Origin of the sequence: Streptomyces sp. NBC_00829, assembly GCF_045161795.1 — a bacterium.
GTDB lineage: Bacteria > Actinomycetota > Actinomycetes > Streptomycetales > Streptomycetaceae > Streptomyces.
On record NZ_CP108868.1, the window covers coordinates 89070 to 106179 of the forward strand.

Consider the following 17110-nt stretch of genomic DNA (forward strand, 5'->3'; position numbering starts at 1 on the left):
AGTTCAATCAGGCGGCGCGAGGCCAACGGGCCCTGACCCCGGGATGTTGGACACGGGGTCATGCGGTTTCGGAAAGTGTAGTTGAGGGTGCGAAGAGGGCGTTCTCGTAGGCGATCGGGGAGCGTTGTCCGAGGCGGGAGTGCCGGCGTCGGGTGTTGTGGGCCTTCGCGCCCTTGAGCGTCTCCCTCTTCATGGACGCGTTCCAGCTCTCCGCGGCGGCGTTGTTCGCGCTGCTGCCGACCGCGCTCATGCTCCTTCTCACGCTGGCTCGTTCGCAGGCTCCGGCGAAGGCAGCACTCGCCCAGTACGCGTCGAAGGAGTTCGCCCAGGTCTGCTCGGCGCTCGGCGTGACCAGATCGCGCGGCGCGGTGGGCACGAGCGCGGACAACGCCACCGCGGAGAGTCTGAACGCGACCATGAAACGCGAGACACTCCAGGGCCGGAAGCGGTGGAACGGGGCCCGTGAGGCCCGCCTCGCGGTCTTCCGATGGGCGACCCGCTACAACACCCGCCGACGGCACTCCCGCCTCGGCCAGATCAGCCCGATCACCTACGAACAGCGATCAACTACGCTGGCCACCGCCGCACGACAACCGGTGTCCACGATCAAGGGGAAAGCCCCGCGGGCTCCCGTCGGCGTCGATGAAGCGCAGCTGGGCGACGGGGTGCGGGCGTTCCTTGCGGACGATCAGCCGCATGCCCTTGGGCCAGCCGGCCAGGACGTCGCCGGCGAGCTCGGCGACCCAGGCACCGTCACGGATCTCGCCGCCGGGGCGGCCGGCCGCCCCGGGGGCCGCGTCGCTGCCGGTTGGCGACCTGGTCGGCCGCCACCAACCGCTTCGACAAGCTGGCCGCTCGCGCATCGCATCCTCAAGTTCTCCTCAGAGTATGATCATTTGATTGTCCTGGACATGCCCTGACCCTCGTGTTCAAGTACTCGATCATCGATCGCCACGGGGGGCGGTCCACCGGAAAGGTGTCACATGAGTATCGGTTTACGGCGCGCTGCGACCGGCGCTGCTACTGCTTTGCTTCTCTGCTTCGTGACTGTAGGTAATGTTTCCGCCGCAGGGTTGCCGACCGGCGACGACAGTGCGATATCCGCTGACCAAACGACGGACATCAACGACAGACAGGTCTGGGAGGACGCCGCTGATCAGCCACTTCCCGAGAAGGCAGCGTCCGCGTGTGACCAGCCGTCCACCTGGTACACCATCACGTCGAAGAAGGCCTACCACGTTCCTTCTTGGTGGAACGGCACCAAGTACAAGGACGGTCCGGGCGGCACCATATCCGTGTCCGTTACCAAGACCGGCACCATTTCTGCCGAATTTTCAGCCAGCGGAGAGTGGTCGGCCGGGGCGATCCTCGCGAAGGCCAAGACCACCATCAGCGTCAAGATCGGTGCCAGTGTCGCTGTCGCCATCGGTCACAACTACTCCCATGACATCAGCCGGAACAAATACGGCCACCTGCAGTACGGCTCTTGGGGGTACAAGGTGACCTGGAAGCGGTACCGTTCCGCTGGCGGGAGCAGCTGTGGTGGCGTCGAGATCGCCCATGGGTCTGCGACGCTGCCCACGTCCGAGACTGGCTGGAAGTACTGGGAAACCTCGGTATGACCTATTCGAGCCCGAGAGCATGGCTTGCCGGATGCGCCGTGGCGTCATCAGTATTCATGCTCACCTCGTGCACGTCCGGCAGCACCGACGATAATACCTCCAAAGATCACTCGCCGCCCTCTGCGAGTGGGTCGCAGGAGGCAACAGGGGCGTCAGAGAAGAAGCTCACTGAGCAGGCCCAAGCGGCCCTGGCCGCCGTACACAGCGGGAAGATGGTCGAGGCTGGCGCGGAGCGGGTGGCCGACGGCATCCACACAGAACCGAGCCTGAGCGAGGGCAAGGCCTACAGGCTCAGCCTGGTGTGCGCTGGCAACGGCAGTGCGCAGTTGACTTTCACACCGGCGAGCACCGGTATAGAGACCAAGGTGCCGTGCGATCAGTCAGTGGTCCAGCAGCGGATCACTGTGCATAAGCCGGTACGCATTGATGTCGACGGCGCCAAGGGGTCGAGCGGCGTGATCGCGTGGCGGATCGCCGCCATCTGATCTGGGATGCGAGCGCCCCCAGCACGGCTGCTGGGGGCGCTCTGTTCGTACGGCAGCAAATACAGAGACAACCTCAGCGACCGACCTTGACCTGAGGTTCCCCCGTTGCGCGGGAGGGGGACTGATCAGCTGGTCAGAGCGGGTTGATGGGTGTTCAGGTTCGCTTGTTCGGTCGTCAGCTGCTCGGTGTAGTGCGTCTCCTCAAACTCGATCGGACTGAGGTAGCCGAGCCGTTCCTGGGTGCGGCGGGAGTTATAGAAGCCGTCGATGTACTCGAAGAGCGCGAGGTTCGCCTCGGCACGTGTGGCGAAGACGCGCCCCCGCACGCACTCGGTCTTGATCAGCATCCACAAATTTTCTCCGCGAGGGCGTTGTCGTACGAGTCCCCGACAGAGCCCATGGATGCCTCAACTCAAGCCCGTAGCAGGCGGGTTGTGAGCTTGATAGATGTGTACTGACAGCCGTGACGCTCTACGGTGCGGGTTCGTAGACGACGGTGGTGCTGGGGCAGGCAGGCGAGCTGGGTCAGCGCGGCAAGTTCGTCCACGTCAGCGGTCAGACCCCAGCGCTTCTTCGTGCCCACCCACTCGGACAGGTAGCGGCAGGTCACCTCGGCGTTCGGGAGCCATTCCGCGGGGTCCTTGTCGGCCTTCGCGCCGTTCGAGCCCGCCGACACCGCGACCAGGGAGGTCGCGGCACCGAGGTCGTTCGCGTAGGCCTCGCGCCGGGCCGCAGTCCACTGCGACGTCCCCGAGTCCCATGCTTCGGCGAGGGGAACCTCGATCCGGTTCCTTGTGTCCTCGGGCAGGGCCAGGACGTCGGCCTGGTCCACGGGCCGGTGTGATCAATGCCGGCAACGCTCATTCCCTTCACCTCCTGCTCCGACAGCTACTGACAGTGTGACCCGGCAGGGGTGCCGCTGTCAGGCTGCCTCGGGCTGCAACGTCTCCGTTCGTGAGGTAGTTCGTCGTGACGGCGGGTGAAGGGCCTTGGGGCGCACCGCACGGTGGCCCCGGACCGGGCCGGGTCCGGGGCGCGACGAAGGGTGCGGGCCCTTCGGTGTGTGAGTGTCAGAGGGCGCCGACGAGTTCTTCGATCTGGTCGGCGAGGCGGGGGTCGGGGTGTGTGAAGCGGCCGAAGCCGACCCCTTCCACCTCGTCGACCTTCAGCTGGCTTACCGCCGCGCGCAGTGCGGCGCTGGGTCGGTGGAGACGTTGTGCGGAGCCTTTGGTTGGCCGGAAGGCGGAGCTGATGCGGGCGTCGGTGAGGGTTGCGGCTTGGTAGGCCCAGTGGTCGGCGTCGCGCAGTTCGCCGCGGCTGATGTGGAGCAGGTGGAGGCAGTAGGCGGCGGTGGCGTTGCCGGCGCCTGCGGAGAACTGCCACCAGAACTGGGCGGCGGTGGGTTCGTCGGCGAGGCTGAGGAGGCAGGCGAAGTAGAGGGCGCCGTCGGAGTCGATGCCTTCGTGAGCGAGTTTGGTCAGGTGTTCGGCTGCGTCGACGTGGTGCAGGAGTTGGGTGGACAGGGCCTGCAGGTCTTTCTCCGCCTGGTCGTGGGGGAAATGGCCGGCGGGGGCGGGGACGGCGCCGATCAGGGTTTCGGTGGCGTCGCGGACGATCTCCTGCTTGAGGTCGGCGAGGTCATCGTCGGTGAACGGGTCGGGCAAGGCGGCTTCGGCCAGGACTTCGTGGATGCTGCGCGGCACGGTGTTACTCCTTTTCCTCGTCGGCAGCCGGGTTCAGTGACAGGCCGAGCTTGGTGGCGATGCGTTCTCGGGCCAGGCGCCGGTGCGAGCGGACGGTGTCCGGCTTGATGCCCATGATGTTGGCGATGCGGGATGAGCGGTAGCCCAGGACGTAGTGGAGCACGATGACGTCGTACTGACGCTCGGGCAGGGACGCTATGGCGGTGTAGAGGCCGAGGGCGGATTCCATGACCTCGAACTGGCAGCGCATCGCATCCAGCGTGGCGCGCGCGGCGTGCTGGAAGGCGGCGGTCTGCACCATCTGCGAGGAGCCGGCGCCGGTCAGGCACAGGTGGGTTTCGACGCGTTGCTTGAGGAGCCTGAACGCGTACGCCTCAGGGCTCTCGGCCTTGAGTACGTTCGCCCAGTTCAGCGCCAGGTGGGAGTAGCAGCGGCGGACTACAGCCTTGGCTGCTGCCTTGTCTCCGAGCATCGTGTGCGCGTAGCGCAGGTGCGCTTTGGCGTAGAGGTCGTAGAAGGCCTCCAGGGCCGGCGGCATGACGTACTGCACGCCGGTCAGGTCGTTGAGGTATTCCTCGAAGGCGCTCGGCAGGGTGAACGGGGCCTCGCCCGTCCCGTCCGCGTCCTCGGGTGACGGCATGACGTCCATGCTCAGAGCTCCTCGTCCCGGGAGGCGGCCGGCGCTGCGGTGCCGCGGGAGACGTTCTCCAGCAGTCCGGCGGCGCCCATCCGTACCCCGGCGCTGAGCAGCCGCCGCGTCAGGGCGCGGACGTCGGGGGCGAAGACACGCAGCGCGGTGACCATCCCCAGCACAGCGAGCAGATCGTTAAAGGTCACAGGTCCTGTCCTCGTAATCCTGCGGGCGGCACCCAACTCCCTTGCCCATTGGTGCCGGAGGACCGGAGGTCCTCAAACTCAGGATTTCGGATCAGGGCGGGCAAACGCGTATCGCGAGTGCGATCAATTTCAACGCAAAGTGATCAACTAATTACACAAAGGAGTAGACCACTTCACAGGGCTATCGCCCGGTTACGCTCCGTGGGCAGGCTGACCAGCAGGAACGCCACCCTGCCCAGGCCCCACGAGTACCGCAGCCCATCACGCGAACCGACACCACCACATGACCCAGGTGACCCAACTCACAACAGAGCAGACCTTGTTGTGATGCTGGCACCGCGGCGAACGGCCTCCAGAGGGACTCAGCGCGATCAACGCTCGGTCCCCGCGCCCACGTGGCGCTGTCGCCGAACGCAGCCTGGTCGGCCGGGCAGACCGGTCCCGGGCTCAGGAGAGCAGGTCGGTTTGCGTTCCAACGCCGCATTGTTCGGCATGGTGGTAGGCGAGCCAGGCAAGGGCGAGGTCCTGCCAGGGAAGCCCGCGGATTGATGGCGGAAGTGGGTGTCGCAGACCTACGTCTGGGACACCCACCGTCGCGTGCCTACCCCCGGCCGTGATTGCGGCGGCGGAGCACGGCTTGCCACGCCTGATCGGCGATGGTCCCGGTCACCAGAGCTCCGACGGCCGCGATGTACCACGGCAGGTCCAGGACGATGCAGGGGACGATCGCGGCGGCGAGAGCGATCAGATTCAACCACCACGGCGTACGTACGATCACGAGGGCACCTCTCTGGCAGCGTCCGTCTACTTGCAGTTCTTCGCGCTGACCTTGGTCAGTTTCTTGTTGGACGGTGCGATCTTGGTCTGGTAGCACCCCAGGGGTGAGAGCTTCCAGTTGCTGATCTGCTTGAGCCACTTGGCAAGGTTCGTCCAGGCATTCACGCCCACTGCGCCGCAGACCATCTTGCCGATACCGGTGATCTTCGCGGGAAGCTTGGCCACGGTGCAGCTGTACAGCCAGCCGCCCCAGCCCGCGGCGACTGCCACCTGGCCGTATGCCTTCCACTCGACGCCCTTGGCGTTGACGTAGATGCCCCAGCCGAAGGTGAGCTTCGGGTCGGCGACCACGGGGAAGGCGGTGGTGCTGGTGAAGTCGACCACCTGGATGAGCTTGCTGCCCTCGATGCGGTACGACGTGGGAACGTCGTTGCCGTTGGCGTCCCGGGCCCAGGGGGCGTCGATGAGGCCATGGGTGACGGCGTTCTCGTCCGTGCCGGAGGAGACCAGGACGGTGTCGCCGTCGAAGGGGGTGAGGGTAGCGCCTGCGGGAAGTTGCATGGCGGAGGTGTACTCGTGCGGGGCGGTGGCGTTCTTGATGATCTGGAAGGTGCGGGCGCCGCCTTCAAGGGTGGGTTGGGCGACCGTGTCGACCGGGCCGCCGGGGTTGGCGTAGACGACGTTGCCGTTGAGGGCGACGCCGCGCGGCTGGGCGGTGGGCAGGCCCATCGCCATGCTTCCGCGGTCGGTGGACTGGACGCTGATGGCGTCGCTGGTGCCCCAGGGGACGCCGACCGTGTTCGTTCCGGTGTCGGCAATGGCCGCGTAGGTGCTGTCGCTGGTGGTCGCCGGGGCGACGTCCGCGGCGTCGAGGGCCGTGTTGAGCGTGGCCAGTGCCTTCATCTCCGGCGTTATCTGCATGCCGGTGTCGACGGTGAAGGTGATGGGCTCGGACCAGCCGTTGCTCCAGTGGGTGCCGTCGTCCGTGGTGGTACGGAACGAGTACGTCTTGCCGTTGAGCAGCTTGCCCGCCGGAACGACGACCTTGGAGGTCTCACCGGTGGGCACGGGCTCCGCGACAACGCTCGTGACGACCTGGCCGGTGGCCAGGTCGGTGATCTGGTACGTACCGCGGACCATGTCGTCGTTGTTGGAGTCCTCGGGCGTAAAGCGCAGGGTGGGCGTCGTGGAGTTGACGCGATAGATACCGCCCTGTGTGTAGAACGGCGGTCCGGCCTGCAGGTTGGTGCCGGCCTTTGGACGGTAGTTGTAGCTGACCGTCAGCTGTGGGATCTGCCCGGCGGTCGACTCGGAGGAGTAGAAACGCTTCCAGGCGTAGGTGTCGGACTCGTTCGCGGCCTTCAGGGCGATGTGGCCCGTCTCCGCCTTGGCGCTGGACCAGGTCTGGGCCAGCGAGGTGACGTCCGCATTGACCCAGCCCGCGTTGTTACAGGTAGTACCGCGCGTCTCGGTCGACGTGGCGATCTTCTGGAGCCGTGCGGGCTGGTTGCTCCAGCGGGTGGTGGTGTCGGCACCATTGGCCGCCCACACCTCCCACGGGCGGGTCTCGCACGACCAGGAGTGGTAGTTGTACATCGACAGCTTCGCGCTGCTGACCAGCGCGTCGGCGAAGACCGAGGTGTCCCACGTCATGTACGAACGGGCGATGCGCTTGCGCGTCTTGGCCGTGTCCGCATAGTCGCCGGGCCAGCCGAGCTTGAGGTCGGTCGACGCGGACTGGTCGGTAGTGTCGCCATCCTGGACGAACGTGTCGAACAGGGTGCCCAGGGCATCGGTGGCCGGGTCGATCGTCACCGGGTACGTGGTGGCCGGGTCGGACAGGAAGCCGGAGTCCGGAGCAAGGGTGAGCTCAACCGTGTCGCCGTCCTGGGTCACGGACATCGGCACCCGCGCGGAGTTGGTGCGCTCGCCGGAGCGGGGATCAACCTGTGCATCCCACATCATGGGGGCAGGCACGGTGGCGACTTCCTCGCCGGACTTCTTGTCCGTGAAGGAGACCGATCCGTCCTTCTGCTGTGCCGCGCTGATGCCGGGCAGCGTCAGCGGCACAGTCCAGGGAGCCTTGGCATCGGCAGGCCTGTCCTTGAGGACGAGGAACTGCTCGAATCCCGTGCGGGTGGCGTCGACGACGAGGTCGGCGCCGGGCACAGCCTGCGGGTAGACCGCCTTGTGACCGCTGACGGTTGGGGCAGGCAGGCCGCCCTTCCACTGCACGGCCATGCGCCTGCTGCCCACGCCGAACGTGATCAGATCACGGTTGGCCGAGTCGGGCGCGGTAGCTGCGGCGGCGACCGAACGCGCCTTGACGCCGCCGGGCCCGGCCAGCCGCAGTTCCTGCGGGTGGGCCTTGGCGGCCACGCTGCCATCCGGACGGCGGGCCAAAGTGGCGTCGACATCCACCCAGTTGCCGTTGCGCAGCATCCGGATGGGACCCGAACTGAGCGTCGTAACGAGCGTTCCGTCCGGGTCCGCCCAGGTGGTGGAGGACTCGGTACGGCGCTCCAGAACCTCCACTCGCCGGTTGCCGGCCTTGGCCGCGAGGATGGCCGCCTCCGGAGTATTCGCCTCAGTAACGGCGCCCGGCCTAGGCGCCTTCGCAGCGATTTCCCCCGCCACTGCGGACGTGCTGCTCGGGGCCGCCAGGGCGGGCGCGGTGGAACCGAGGAGGGCCAACGAGGTGAGGGTCGATATCCCGCAGACGGCGAATACACGCAAGGGTATTCGGCCTCTACGGCCCCGCGTAGTGCGTGCGGGCTGGTCACTGTTCATTTACGGAGTGGTCCGATCCGTGCGTGAAGGAAATGCGAGTTCCCGCAAGTTACCCCAGTCACACGAGAGCGGCTTCATGGGCTGCACTACCGCAGAGGATCGGCCCTCACCGCCCTGCACCACGTCAAGGCCCGAGAAGCATCCCGCCGGCCGCCGCCGTGTCGCGCTCGCGGCCGAGAACCGGTTGGAGGCAACTGCCACTGTTCGAGCAGGTTCCACGTGACTACGGCCGACTCGACCCAGCCGCTGCCGACCTGGCCAGCCCTTGGCTGGCCTGGGCGAAGCACCTCGCCGACCAACTCGCCGAGGCCCGGGGCTGGGGACGCGGCATCCGCTTCGCTGTCAACCGCGGCCTGGCCATCGTGCTCACCGGATACACCGAGGGCGACGTCATCCGCCACAGCGAGATATTCACCCCGCTCCGTGCCCTCGACCTGCGGGTTGGCCATGTCATCACGGTCCTGGAGGAGATGGGGATCTTCCTGGACGACGGGACCATCCCCGCGGGTGCGGGGAGCAGACTGCGTGACCTGCAGGCCCCGGCCCACCAGTTCGTCGATCAGCTGACCCTCCACGGCCTTCGCAGGCACGGTCACCGTCAGCTCGACGGGGACGCGCTCGGTCATGTCTGGTCATCGATGTGGGGGTGCGCCGTTCGTTCATGCCGCTCACCCCGCACTTCCTGGGCTGGTGTAGCCGAGGGTTTTGAGGTCGGCGGAGCGCTGCCCGGCGGGCTGCAGGTCTGCCCACGGGTGCAGTTCGGCTCCGGTCTCCTGCGCGATGGTGCGCCGCGGCGCATCGGCCCTGGCCGCATGTGTCGCGGGGGTGGGGGTGGCGTCGGGGCCGAGGAGGCGGTGGACGGCTTCGGGTCCGTGGTCGCGGCGGGCGGCGGCGAGTTCGTCGAGGTCCCAGACCATGGAGCCGGTGATCGTGTTGCGGCCGCCGCGGCGCTGGATGGTGCCGCGGACCAGGAGCAGTCCGCTGTGGAAGATCGTGTGGGCGCAGGCGTCGTGGCTGTCTTCGAAGAAGGCGAGGTCGAGCATGCCGGATCCGTCTTCGAGGGTGACGAAGATGATGCGTTTGCCGCTGCGGATGGGCGGGGTCTGGGTGGAGGCGCGTACGCCGGCGACCAGGACGCGCTGGCCGGGGTGGAGTGCGCGGAGGTGGGCGGCGTCGGTGGCGCCGAGTTCGCGCAGCAGTTGATGGTGGTGGTCCATCAGGTGCTGGGACACGTCGATGCCGAGGATCTGGAGTTCCGAGTTGAGGGTTTCGCGGCTGGTCATCTCCGGGAGTCCGGCGGTCTGTCCGGTTGCGTCGCTGTCGGTGTGGAGGGGGAGCTGTCCGTCGTCGAGGGGGCGGCCGCGGTACTGGCGGTGGAGTTCGGTGATGTTCAGGAGCAGGTCGCGGCGGGTGAGGGGGCCGCGGAGCGTGTCGAGGGCGCCGATGGTGACGAGGCGTTCTGCGGTGGGCCGGTTGGGGCGGGCGCGCTGCCACAGGTCGGACAGGGAGGTGTAGGGCTGGCCGGCGGCGATCCGGGCGACCTCAGTCTCGGTGATGCCGCGGATGCCGGACAGGGCCAGGCGTACTGCCCAGGTGCCGTCGGGGGCCTGTTCGATGGTGTGGACGTTCTTGGAGTGGTTGATGTCGACGGGCAGTACGGGGACGTTGTGGCGGCGGGCGTCGGCGACGATGACTCTCTTGGGCCACATGCCCGGGTCGTGTTCGAGCAGGCCCGCGTACAGGGCGGCGGGGTGGTGGGCCTTGAGCCAGGCGGACTGGAGGGCGGGGACGGCGAAGGCGACGGCGTGGGCGCGGCAGAAGCCGTAGGCGCCGAAGGCCTCCAGGGTGTCCCACACCTTGTCGAGCACGTCTGCGGTGTAGCCGCGGGCGGTGGCCTCTTTCAGGAACCAGGCGCGGACCTGGGGCATCCGCGCGGCGTCCCCGAGGGCGCGGCGGGCGATCTCGGCCAGTGCGCGGTCGCAGCCGGTCAGGGTGGCGAGGATGTCGATGATCTGTTCGTGCCAGATCACCACCCCGTAGGTGTCGGCCAGGACTGGTTCGAGGTCGGGGTGCGGGTATTGAGGGGCTTTGCCGTGGCGTGCGGCGATGTACTGCTCCGGCATCCCGCCGGCCACCGGGCCCGGCCGGAACAGGCTGATGTCGGCGATGACGTCCTGGACGTTGCGCGGCTGCAGCCTGCTGAGCAGGTCCATCTGGCCGGGTGACTCTAGCTGGAACAGGCCCAGGGTGTCGGAATCCTGGATCATTTTGAAGGCGAAGTAGTCGTCCAGCGGTACCTGCTGCGGGTCATCCAGGTCGATGCTCTGGCCGGTGGTGCGCTGGATTTCGGCGGTGGCGTGCGCCATCGCGGACTGCATGCGTACTCCGAGGACATCCAGTTTGATCAGGCCGAGGTCTTCGACGTCTTCCTTGTCGGCCTGGACCATCGGATACCCGCCGGGGGTCGGCTGGACCGGCAGCCGGTCGAGCAGCGAGGTGTTCGTGAGGATGACGCCGCAGGGGTGCATGGCGATACCGCGGGGCAGGGCATCGAGGCCTTCGGCGAGCTCGAACATGAGCCGGAACGGCGCCGCCTGAGCGGCGAGCTGCTTCAGTTCGGGCAGTTCGGCGAGGGCGGCGGTGATGTCGCAGGCCCTGATGTGCGGGAACGACTTGGCGATCCTGTCGACGTCCGCGGGCGGGATGCCGAGGGCGAGGCCGGTGTCGCGCAGGGCGTGCCGGGCGCGGTAGGTCTCCGGCATGCCGGTGACGGCGACCCGCTCGAGCCCGAACCGGTCGATGATTTTGTCGTAGACCTCGAGGCGTCGGGCGGACTCGACGTCGATGTCGATGTCGGGCAGCGATGCGCGGCGTACCGACAGGAACCTCTCGAAGAGCAGCCGGTGGTCGAGCGGGTTGGCGGTGGCGATCATCAGCGCGTGATTGACCATGCTGCCCGCGCCGGAGCCGCGCGCGGCAACCCGGATGCCCATCTCCCGTACATCGGCGACGACTTGGGCGACGGTCAGGAAGTAGGTGTCGTAGCCGAGCTCGGCGATGACGGCGAGCTCTTGCTCCAGGCGCCGACGAGCCGTGGTGTCACGGTCGAGGCCGCGGCGGGCCATGCCCGCCTCGCACCGCTGGCGCAGCAGACGGGATGCCTGGCCCGCTCCCCCGCCGGCGCCGACCACTTCCGGCTCGGGGAAATGGGCGGAACCCAGACCCAGGTCCGCGACCGGATCGAGCACGCACTGCGCCGCTGCTGCTTCTGTGTCGGCGAGCAGCCGGCCGGCCCGCTCCTCCCCCGCGCCGGCCGATTCGGCGATACGGAAGGCGGCCGCGGCCATCGCTGCGGGGGCCTTGAGCCAGCGCTCCCCCGAGTCCAGGCGGCGCCGGTCGATGGGGCGCAGCAGCCGGGCCGCGTCCAGGACGTCGGCGAGCCGGTGCTGGCCGGGATCGGCGTAGCGGGCGGCGTTGGTCAGGACCGCGGGGATCCCGGCCTGGTCGGCCAGGCCGAGGGTGCGGGCGGCCAGCCGCAGCGAGCCGGGGCCGGTCCCGGACAGGCCGTGCCACACGACCTCCAGCCGCAGCGACGGCCCGAACAAGTCGCGCCAGGGGGCGAGCAGCCGTTCGGCGACATCGGGCCGGCCTGCGGACAGAGCGCGCACCGGTTCGGACACAGGGCCCAGCAGGACGGTCAGCCCGCTGCCGGCGTGCTCGCGCAGCGCCTCCCAGGACACGGCCGGCTTGTCGCCGTGCGGCTGCCGGTGCGCGGCAGTCGTGAGACGGCACAGCGCCGCCCATCCTGCGGCGTTGTGGGCGAGGACGGTGAAACGCAGCGGCGGCTCGAGGACGTGGGCGCCACCGCGCGTTGGGGTGCGCCGGCGCTGCGCACGGGCCGGGGTGACCGGGTCGATGGCCAGGTCGACGCCGAAAATCGGGCGCACGCCGTGTTCGGCCGCGGCCTTCGCGAAGCGCACGACGCCGGTGACAGTGTCCCGGTCGGTCAGCGCGAGCGTGCTCATGCCGCGCTCGGCCGCCCGCCGGACCAGGTCGTGCGGGTGGGAGGCGCCGTAGCGGGCCGAGTAGCCGGACGCGACATGCAGGTGCGTAAAACCCTCCACGCCGCGCCTCCGCCAGTAGCCCCCTGTGTCCGCCTCGTACGAATCACCCCGAAAAGTCTCTCAGAACGCTTGTTCGAATAGAGTAGCGCGTGATACCCGAATGAGCGACCGGGACACACAGGAAACCCCACGTAGGAGGCACAGCCGAGCCCGATCACTGCCCGGCCACCTCTGCGAGAAACACCTGGCGGCCACGCCACGCCGAAGGGAGCGGGCTTCCCGCTTCTGCTCGCGCGGAGGCTGGCCCCTTCAGGCGCTTCGCGGCTTGCGTCCGCTCGCCTTCTTGGCGGCTGTCTTCTTCGCCGCCGTCTTCTTGGTGGAGGCGGCCGTGGTCTTCGTGGCGGCCCGCTTCTTCGGGGCCATCTTGTGGACGGTGGCATCCTGGCCGGTGTCGCCGCGTGTGGCCCGGGCCTTGGCGACGGACTCGTTCAGCGCGGACATCAAGTCCACGACCGGGGCGCCAGGCGCTTCCTGCTCCGGGACTGCCGGCGCCTCGCGCCCTTCGATCTTCGCATTGATGATCTCGGTGAGGGCGTCGGTGTACGTGTCGCGGAAGCCGGACAGATCATCCGCGTCGAAGGCCTCCGCGAGCTGTAGCGCGCCCTGCACCTCGTGGTCGTCGACGTCCGCTTCGGGCGCGCCGACCAGCGTGGGCGAGCGGACTTCGTCCGGCGCGAGCAGCTGCTGCAGCAGGAGCACGTCGTCCTTGACCCGCAGCAGGCCGAGCCGGGTTCGGTCGCGCAGCGAGTAGCGGACGACGGCGATCTTGTCGGTGCGTTGCAGGGCCTTGGTGATCAGTGTGTACGGTTTCGCGGCGATGGCGCCCTTGGCCGCGAGGTAGTACGAGTGACCCAGGCTGATCGGGTTCACGGACTCGGCCTGGTTGAAGCCGATGACCTCGATCGCCCTCACGTGCTCCAGCGGCAGACTGTCCAGGTCCTCGTCTGTGACCTCCATCAGTGAGCCGTCGGGCAGCTCCCATCCGCGGCCGATCTCGTCCTGCCGCAGCTGCTGCCCGCACTCCTGGCAGATCTTCCGGTTCCGCACCCGGCCGCCGTCCTCCAGGTGAATCTGGCGGAAGCTGATGCTGTGGGACTCAGTCGCCGGCACCACCGCCACAGGGATGGTCACCAGCCCGAAACTGATCGCGGTCGACAGCAGAGCGGGCACTCTTCTCTCCTCCTGCCACACCCCCTGTGACCAGCGTAAGAGCATCAGCCTGGGGAGGCACGGGGAGCTACTCTGCGGCGGGTGGCGGCTGGATTGGCTACAGGCAGCTTGCGCACAGGATGGTGAGGTTGGCTTGGAGCCGCCGCTGCTAGTCCCGACTTGGGTGTTCCCGCGCAGGTCGACGGCGGGGCTTGACCCGGAATCTCGTCCACGCGGGTGGCGGACGCCCGGTGGTTGGTCCGCACTCTCTGGTCGATGCTGATGCCGTGCATCGAGCGACACACCCCACCGTCAGGGCGCGCCGGCGGCGTCCGCCGACCGGCGCCGCGCCGTCCCCGGCGCGGTCACCGCGTGCTCTCGGCCACCACCTGGCGCCCTGGGCGACTGCGCTGTCGGCCGTCGCGGCGGCAATCGGCCTCTTCTTCAGCGGCACGGTGGCGTCGTCGAGCGTACGGGCGACGCGCCAGCAGTTGGAGCAGGACCAGCGGCAACAGGCCGGACGGCTTGCGTACTGGACGGAGAAGGCTGGCGAAAGCGGCGAGACGGTGATCGTCGTGAACCGCTCGCTCGACCCGGTGACTCGGGTCGAGGTACTCCTCTACTTGCCCAGATCGGAGCCTGGCAACAAGCTCAAATGGATCTTCCTGGGCCTGGATGCCATCCCGCCCTGCACGCGGCTGGTGTTCACACCCGGCGTCCTCGGCCACATTCTCGACCTCCTGGGGGACTACAAAGTCCAGCTGCATGGGACACCAATCCGGGCGATTCAGTTCGTGGACAGCGACGGGCGGCATTGGTTGCGCGACGCTGAGGGGCTCCGCGCGGCGAAGTACGAGAGAAAGAACGGCTTGGACATTTCTGGGGATTTGCAGGCGTCGGCGCGGCAGGAACCGGTTCAGCACTGTGATAAGTGAGCCCAGACACGCGTGCGCAAAGCCATTTGGCTATGTACGCGAGTTGCGACGTCGTTTCGACACGAGATTGGGAGTCGCACGCTCGCGCGAATAGCCGATGTACGCGAGCGGGAGGCACCCCTCGCTCACGCATCCTGGATCATGTCGGCCGGCCACCGCGCCCGTCGGGCCGTTCGTTGTACCTCCGTGCAGGCCGGGCTTCGTCGCTCGGGGAGCGATGCGAGAACGAGAGCATGAGCACGATCGACCCGGATGCCGAGCGGAACCCCATTCCGGGTGGGTGTCGGGACTGATGCGCGGTGTCGGTCATCTATCGGCGGCTGCCGGTTCGATGTCGGTGGCTTGTCGGGCGAGGTCCGGCACCGTTCCAGAGACGGCCGGCCGGAGCTCACTGGGCGGCCCCGATCCCCAGGAGCCACCATGCACAGGCCCGTCACGATCATCGGCGCCGGACTCGGCGGACTCACTCTTGCCCGCGTCCTGCACGTCCACGGAATCCCGGTCACGGTCTACGAGGCGGAGTCCTCCCCGACGGTGCGCACGCAGGGCGGGATGCTCGACATCCACGACTACAACGGACAGATCGCCCTCAAGGCGGCCGGCCTGATGGACGAGTTCCACGCCATCGTCCTGGAGGGCCGCCAGGCGACGCGGGTCCTCGACCCGGACGGGACCGTCCTGCTCCACAAGGTCGACGACGGCATGGGCGGACGCCCCGAGGTGCAACGCGGCGACTTACGACAGATCTTGCTCGACTCACTCCCGGCCGGCACCGTCCGATGGGGGCACAAGGCCAGCGGCACCCGCGCCCTCGGCGGCGGCCGCCACGAGGTGACGTTCGCCGACGGCGGCACCGCCGTCACCAGCCTGCTGGTCGGCGCGGACGGCGCCTGGTCACGGATACGGCCACTGCTCACCACCGCCACACCCGAGTACGCCGGCACGTCGGTCGTCGAGACGTACCTGTTCCACGCCGACACCCGCCACCCAGCCGCCGCGAAAGTGGTCGGTGGCGGGTTGCTGATCGCGCCCTCGCCGGGCAAGGAGATCTTCGCTCACCGGGAGAACGGCGACACCCTGCACACCTACGTGGCGCTGACCAGGCCACAGGACTGGTTCGCCGCCATCGACTTCACCGATGCCGCCGCGGCTACCGCCCAGATCGCGCGCGAGTTCGACGGCTGGGCACCGGAACTCACCACGCTCATTACCGACGGCGACACAGCGCCGGTCCTGCGCCCCCAGTACGCTCTGCCGACCGGGCACCGGTGGGACCGGGTGCCGGGGGTCACCCTGCTCGGCGACGCCGCCCACCTCGCGCCCCCGAACGGCGACGGCGCCAACCTGGCCATGTACGACGGCGCCGAACTCGGCAAGGCCCTCGCCGCCCGCCCCGACGACATCGAGGCCGCACTCACCGAGTACGAGCAGGCCATGTTCCCCCGCAGCGCCGAGGCCACCACTTTCGAAGGTGGAGCGGTTCCGGGGATCGACTCCGAGCACAACACGGCCCAGGGCCTGATCAGCATGATCACCGAGAAGAGCCAATAAGCTGCGCAGGCCCAGATCTGACGCTCTCCGTCTCACCCCGCTCAAGCCTAGGCGGCGGTGACTCCCGAACTCATCGACATTGATCATGGGCACGAGCGATGAACCGACTCCCGAAGTCGTTGACAAATGACTCCCGTTCTCACGTACAAAGCCAATCCTTTCTGCGGTGGTTGTGTTCGTGGTCTTCTACGTGTGAGACGGCTGCCCGCTTGCGGTGCTGAGCGCGAGTCGCAGCCCACCGGCGCCGTCAATCTGGCGTGGGTTGGCGGCCCTGGTAAGGCGTTATGGCGTGGGGTCGAGCAGGCCGTTACGGTGCTGGGGTGTAGGTGACGCTCTCACCGCCAATGAGGATCTCCGCCCGGGTGTTGCAGCCGTCATTCGGGTTGTCACCTGCGTTCCAGTGCTTGAAAGCATCGCGCTGGTAGCCAGCGGGGGACTCCTCGGCGACCTCCAGAGAGGAGACGGCCACTGCGATCGGCAGAACTTCGGGCACAGCTGCCTTGGCGTGGGCGGTGGACGGGCAGGCTGAAGGTGGGGCGCGCCACTTAGCTAACGGACCAGGCGCGCCGGGTCGATGTCGAGCGGGAACGGTTCGGCCAGGGCCGTGGCCTCCCCGGCCTGTACGAGGCGGTCCCGGTAGGTGCCGTTCTCCAGGTGTCCGATGTAGAGACGGGGCGCGGGCTCGAGTTCCAGGCGCCAGTAGTGCGGGATGCCCGCGGCCGCGTACAGGGCGGGTTTCATCTTCCGGTCGGTGACCCGGGTGGAGGGCGAGGCGATCTCGACCACGATGAGGACATCGTCAGCATGGATGGTCAGCCCGGCTTCCGCTGATGCGGTGGCGTCCATGACGGCGATATCGGGGATGAGGAGCCCGTCGGGCATGGCGACGTTGACCGCTTCCAGGACCTCGAGCGGCGCCTGGGCGGCTTCGATCGCGGCGTCCAGCATGGCGGCCAGGCGATGGCTGGCGCGCTGGTGCGCGATGCCGGGGCTGGGACTCATCACGAGCGCGCCTCCGACCAGCTCGATCCGGTTCCTTGTGTCCTCGGGCAGGGCCAGGACGTCGGCCATGGTCCACGGGCCGGTGTGATCAATGCTGGCAACACTCATTCCCTTCACCTCCTGCTCCGAGCTGCT

At 68.1% G+C, this 17110-nt stretch carries 15 protein-coding genes and 3 pseudogenes; 5 read left to right on the forward strand and 13 right to left on the reverse strand.

What is annotated here, in order from left to right; genetic code table 11:
• Window positions 1–299: 299 nt before the first annotated feature.
• A pseudogene (locus OG293_RS40015) lies at window positions 300–587 on the forward strand (integrase core domain-containing protein); the annotation flags it as partial.
• A 42-nt stretch (window positions 588–629) separates the two neighbouring features.
• Here the strand turns inward: OG293_RS40015 and OG293_RS40020 are convergent.
• Window positions 630–767, reverse strand: a pseudogene (locus tag OG293_RS40020) (IS1380 family transposase); the annotation flags it as partial.
• A 216-nt stretch (window positions 768–983) separates the two neighbouring features.
• Between OG293_RS40020 and OG293_RS40025 the strand changes: the two are divergent.
• Both OG293_RS40025 and OG293_RS40030 read left to right on the forward strand, forming a co-directional pair.
• Complete coding sequence (locus OG293_RS40025) at window positions 984–1622, forward strand: hypothetical protein (protein WP_331752080.1); 639 nt, start codon at window positions 984–986, stop codon at window positions 1620–1622.
• Window positions 1619–2107: a hypothetical protein gene (locus OG293_RS40030; RefSeq protein WP_406003889.1), complete on the forward strand. Its 489-nt coding sequence runs from the start codon at window positions 1619–1621 to the stop codon at window positions 2105–2107. Before OG293_RS40025 ends, OG293_RS40030 begins: the two co-directional genes overlap by 4 nt.
• Before the next feature lie 125 nt (window positions 2108–2232).
• Here OG293_RS40030 and OG293_RS40035 read toward each other — a convergent pair whose 3' ends face one another.
• From OG293_RS40035 to OG293_RS40080, 10 genes and pseudogenes are all read right to left on the reverse strand, one after another.
• Entirely contained in the window at window positions 2233–2454 is a 222-nt protein-coding gene (locus OG293_RS40035; protein ID WP_406003890.1) for an IS3 family transposase, read from the reverse strand.
• 124 nt (window positions 2455–2578) lie between these two features.
• Window positions 2579–2885, reverse strand: a pseudogene (locus OG293_RS40040) (DUF1524 domain-containing protein); the annotation flags it as partial.
• A gap of 292 nt (window positions 2886–3177) precedes the next feature.
• The gene (locus OG293_RS40045; protein WP_331752082.1) at window positions 3178–3810 is read right to left on the reverse strand and encodes a hypothetical protein; all 633 of its coding nucleotides are present in this window, start codon (window positions 3808–3810) and stop codon (window positions 3178–3180) included.
• A gap of 4 nt (window positions 3811–3814) precedes the next feature.
• Window positions 3815–4459: a sigma-70 family RNA polymerase sigma factor gene (locus tag OG293_RS40050; protein ID WP_331752083.1), complete on the reverse strand. Its 645-nt coding sequence runs from the start codon at window positions 4457–4459 to the stop codon at window positions 3815–3817.
• Window positions 4460–4461: 2 nt separating this feature from the next.
• The gene (locus OG293_RS40055) at window positions 4462–4647 is read right to left on the reverse strand and encodes a hypothetical protein (RefSeq protein ID WP_331752084.1); all 186 of its coding nucleotides are present in this window, start codon (window positions 4645–4647) and stop codon (window positions 4462–4464) included.
• 601 nt (window positions 4648–5248) lie between these two features.
• Window positions 5249–5425 (reverse strand): hypothetical protein, encoded by a 177-nt coding sequence (locus tag OG293_RS40060; RefSeq protein WP_331752085.1) that lies wholly within the window; start codon window positions 5423–5425, stop codon window positions 5249–5251.
• 26 nt (window positions 5426–5451) lie between these two features.
• The gene (locus tag OG293_RS40065; RefSeq protein ID WP_331752086.1) at window positions 5452–8160 is read right to left on the reverse strand and encodes a DNRLRE domain-containing protein; all 2709 of its coding nucleotides are present in this window, start codon (window positions 8158–8160) and stop codon (window positions 5452–5454) included.
• A 140-nt stretch (window positions 8161–8300) separates the two neighbouring features.
• Window positions 8301–8840, reverse strand: coding sequence for a hypothetical protein (locus OG293_RS40070; RefSeq protein WP_331752087.1), 540 nt, complete (start codon window positions 8838–8840; stop codon window positions 8301–8303).
• 42 nt (window positions 8841–8882) lie between these two features.
• A complete protein-coding gene (locus OG293_RS40075; RefSeq protein WP_331752088.1) occupies window positions 8883–12338 on the reverse strand; it encodes a DNA polymerase III subunit alpha in 3456 nt (1151 codons plus the stop codon).
• 249 nt (window positions 12339–12587) lie between these two features.
• Window positions 12588–13508: a Ku protein gene (locus OG293_RS40080; protein ID WP_406003891.1), complete on the reverse strand. Its 921-nt coding sequence runs from the start codon at window positions 13506–13508 to the stop codon at window positions 12588–12590.
• A gap of 191 nt (window positions 13509–13699) precedes the next feature.
• On the opposite strand from OG293_RS40080, the gene OG293_RS40085 reads away from it, so the two are divergent.
• Together OG293_RS40085 and OG293_RS40090 are read left to right on the forward strand one after the other, a co-directional pair.
• Window positions 13700–14422, forward strand: coding sequence for a hypothetical protein (locus OG293_RS40085; protein ID WP_406003892.1), 723 nt, complete (start codon window positions 13700–13702; stop codon window positions 14420–14422).
• Window positions 14423–14842: 420 nt separating this feature from the next.
• On the forward strand, window positions 14843–15973 hold the full coding sequence (locus OG293_RS40090) for an NAD(P)/FAD-dependent oxidoreductase (RefSeq protein WP_331752091.1): 1131 nt from the start codon (window positions 14843–14845) through the stop codon (window positions 15971–15973).
• A 307-nt stretch (window positions 15974–16280) separates the two neighbouring features.
• On the opposite strand, the gene OG293_RS40095 is transcribed toward OG293_RS40090, so the two are convergent.
• Together OG293_RS40095 and OG293_RS40100 are read right to left on the reverse strand one after the other, a co-directional pair.
• Window positions 16281–16466 carry a hypothetical protein gene (locus OG293_RS40095; protein ID WP_331752092.1) on the reverse strand — a complete coding sequence of 62 codons (186 nt, stop codon included), beginning with the start codon at window positions 16464–16466 and terminating at the stop codon, window positions 16281–16283.
• A gap of 56 nt (window positions 16467–16522) precedes the next feature.
• On the reverse strand, window positions 16523–17083 hold the full coding sequence (locus tag OG293_RS40100) for a Uma2 family endonuclease (RefSeq protein WP_331752093.1): 561 nt from the start codon (window positions 17081–17083) through the stop codon (window positions 16523–16525).
• Window positions 17084–17110: the final 27 nt, after the last annotated feature.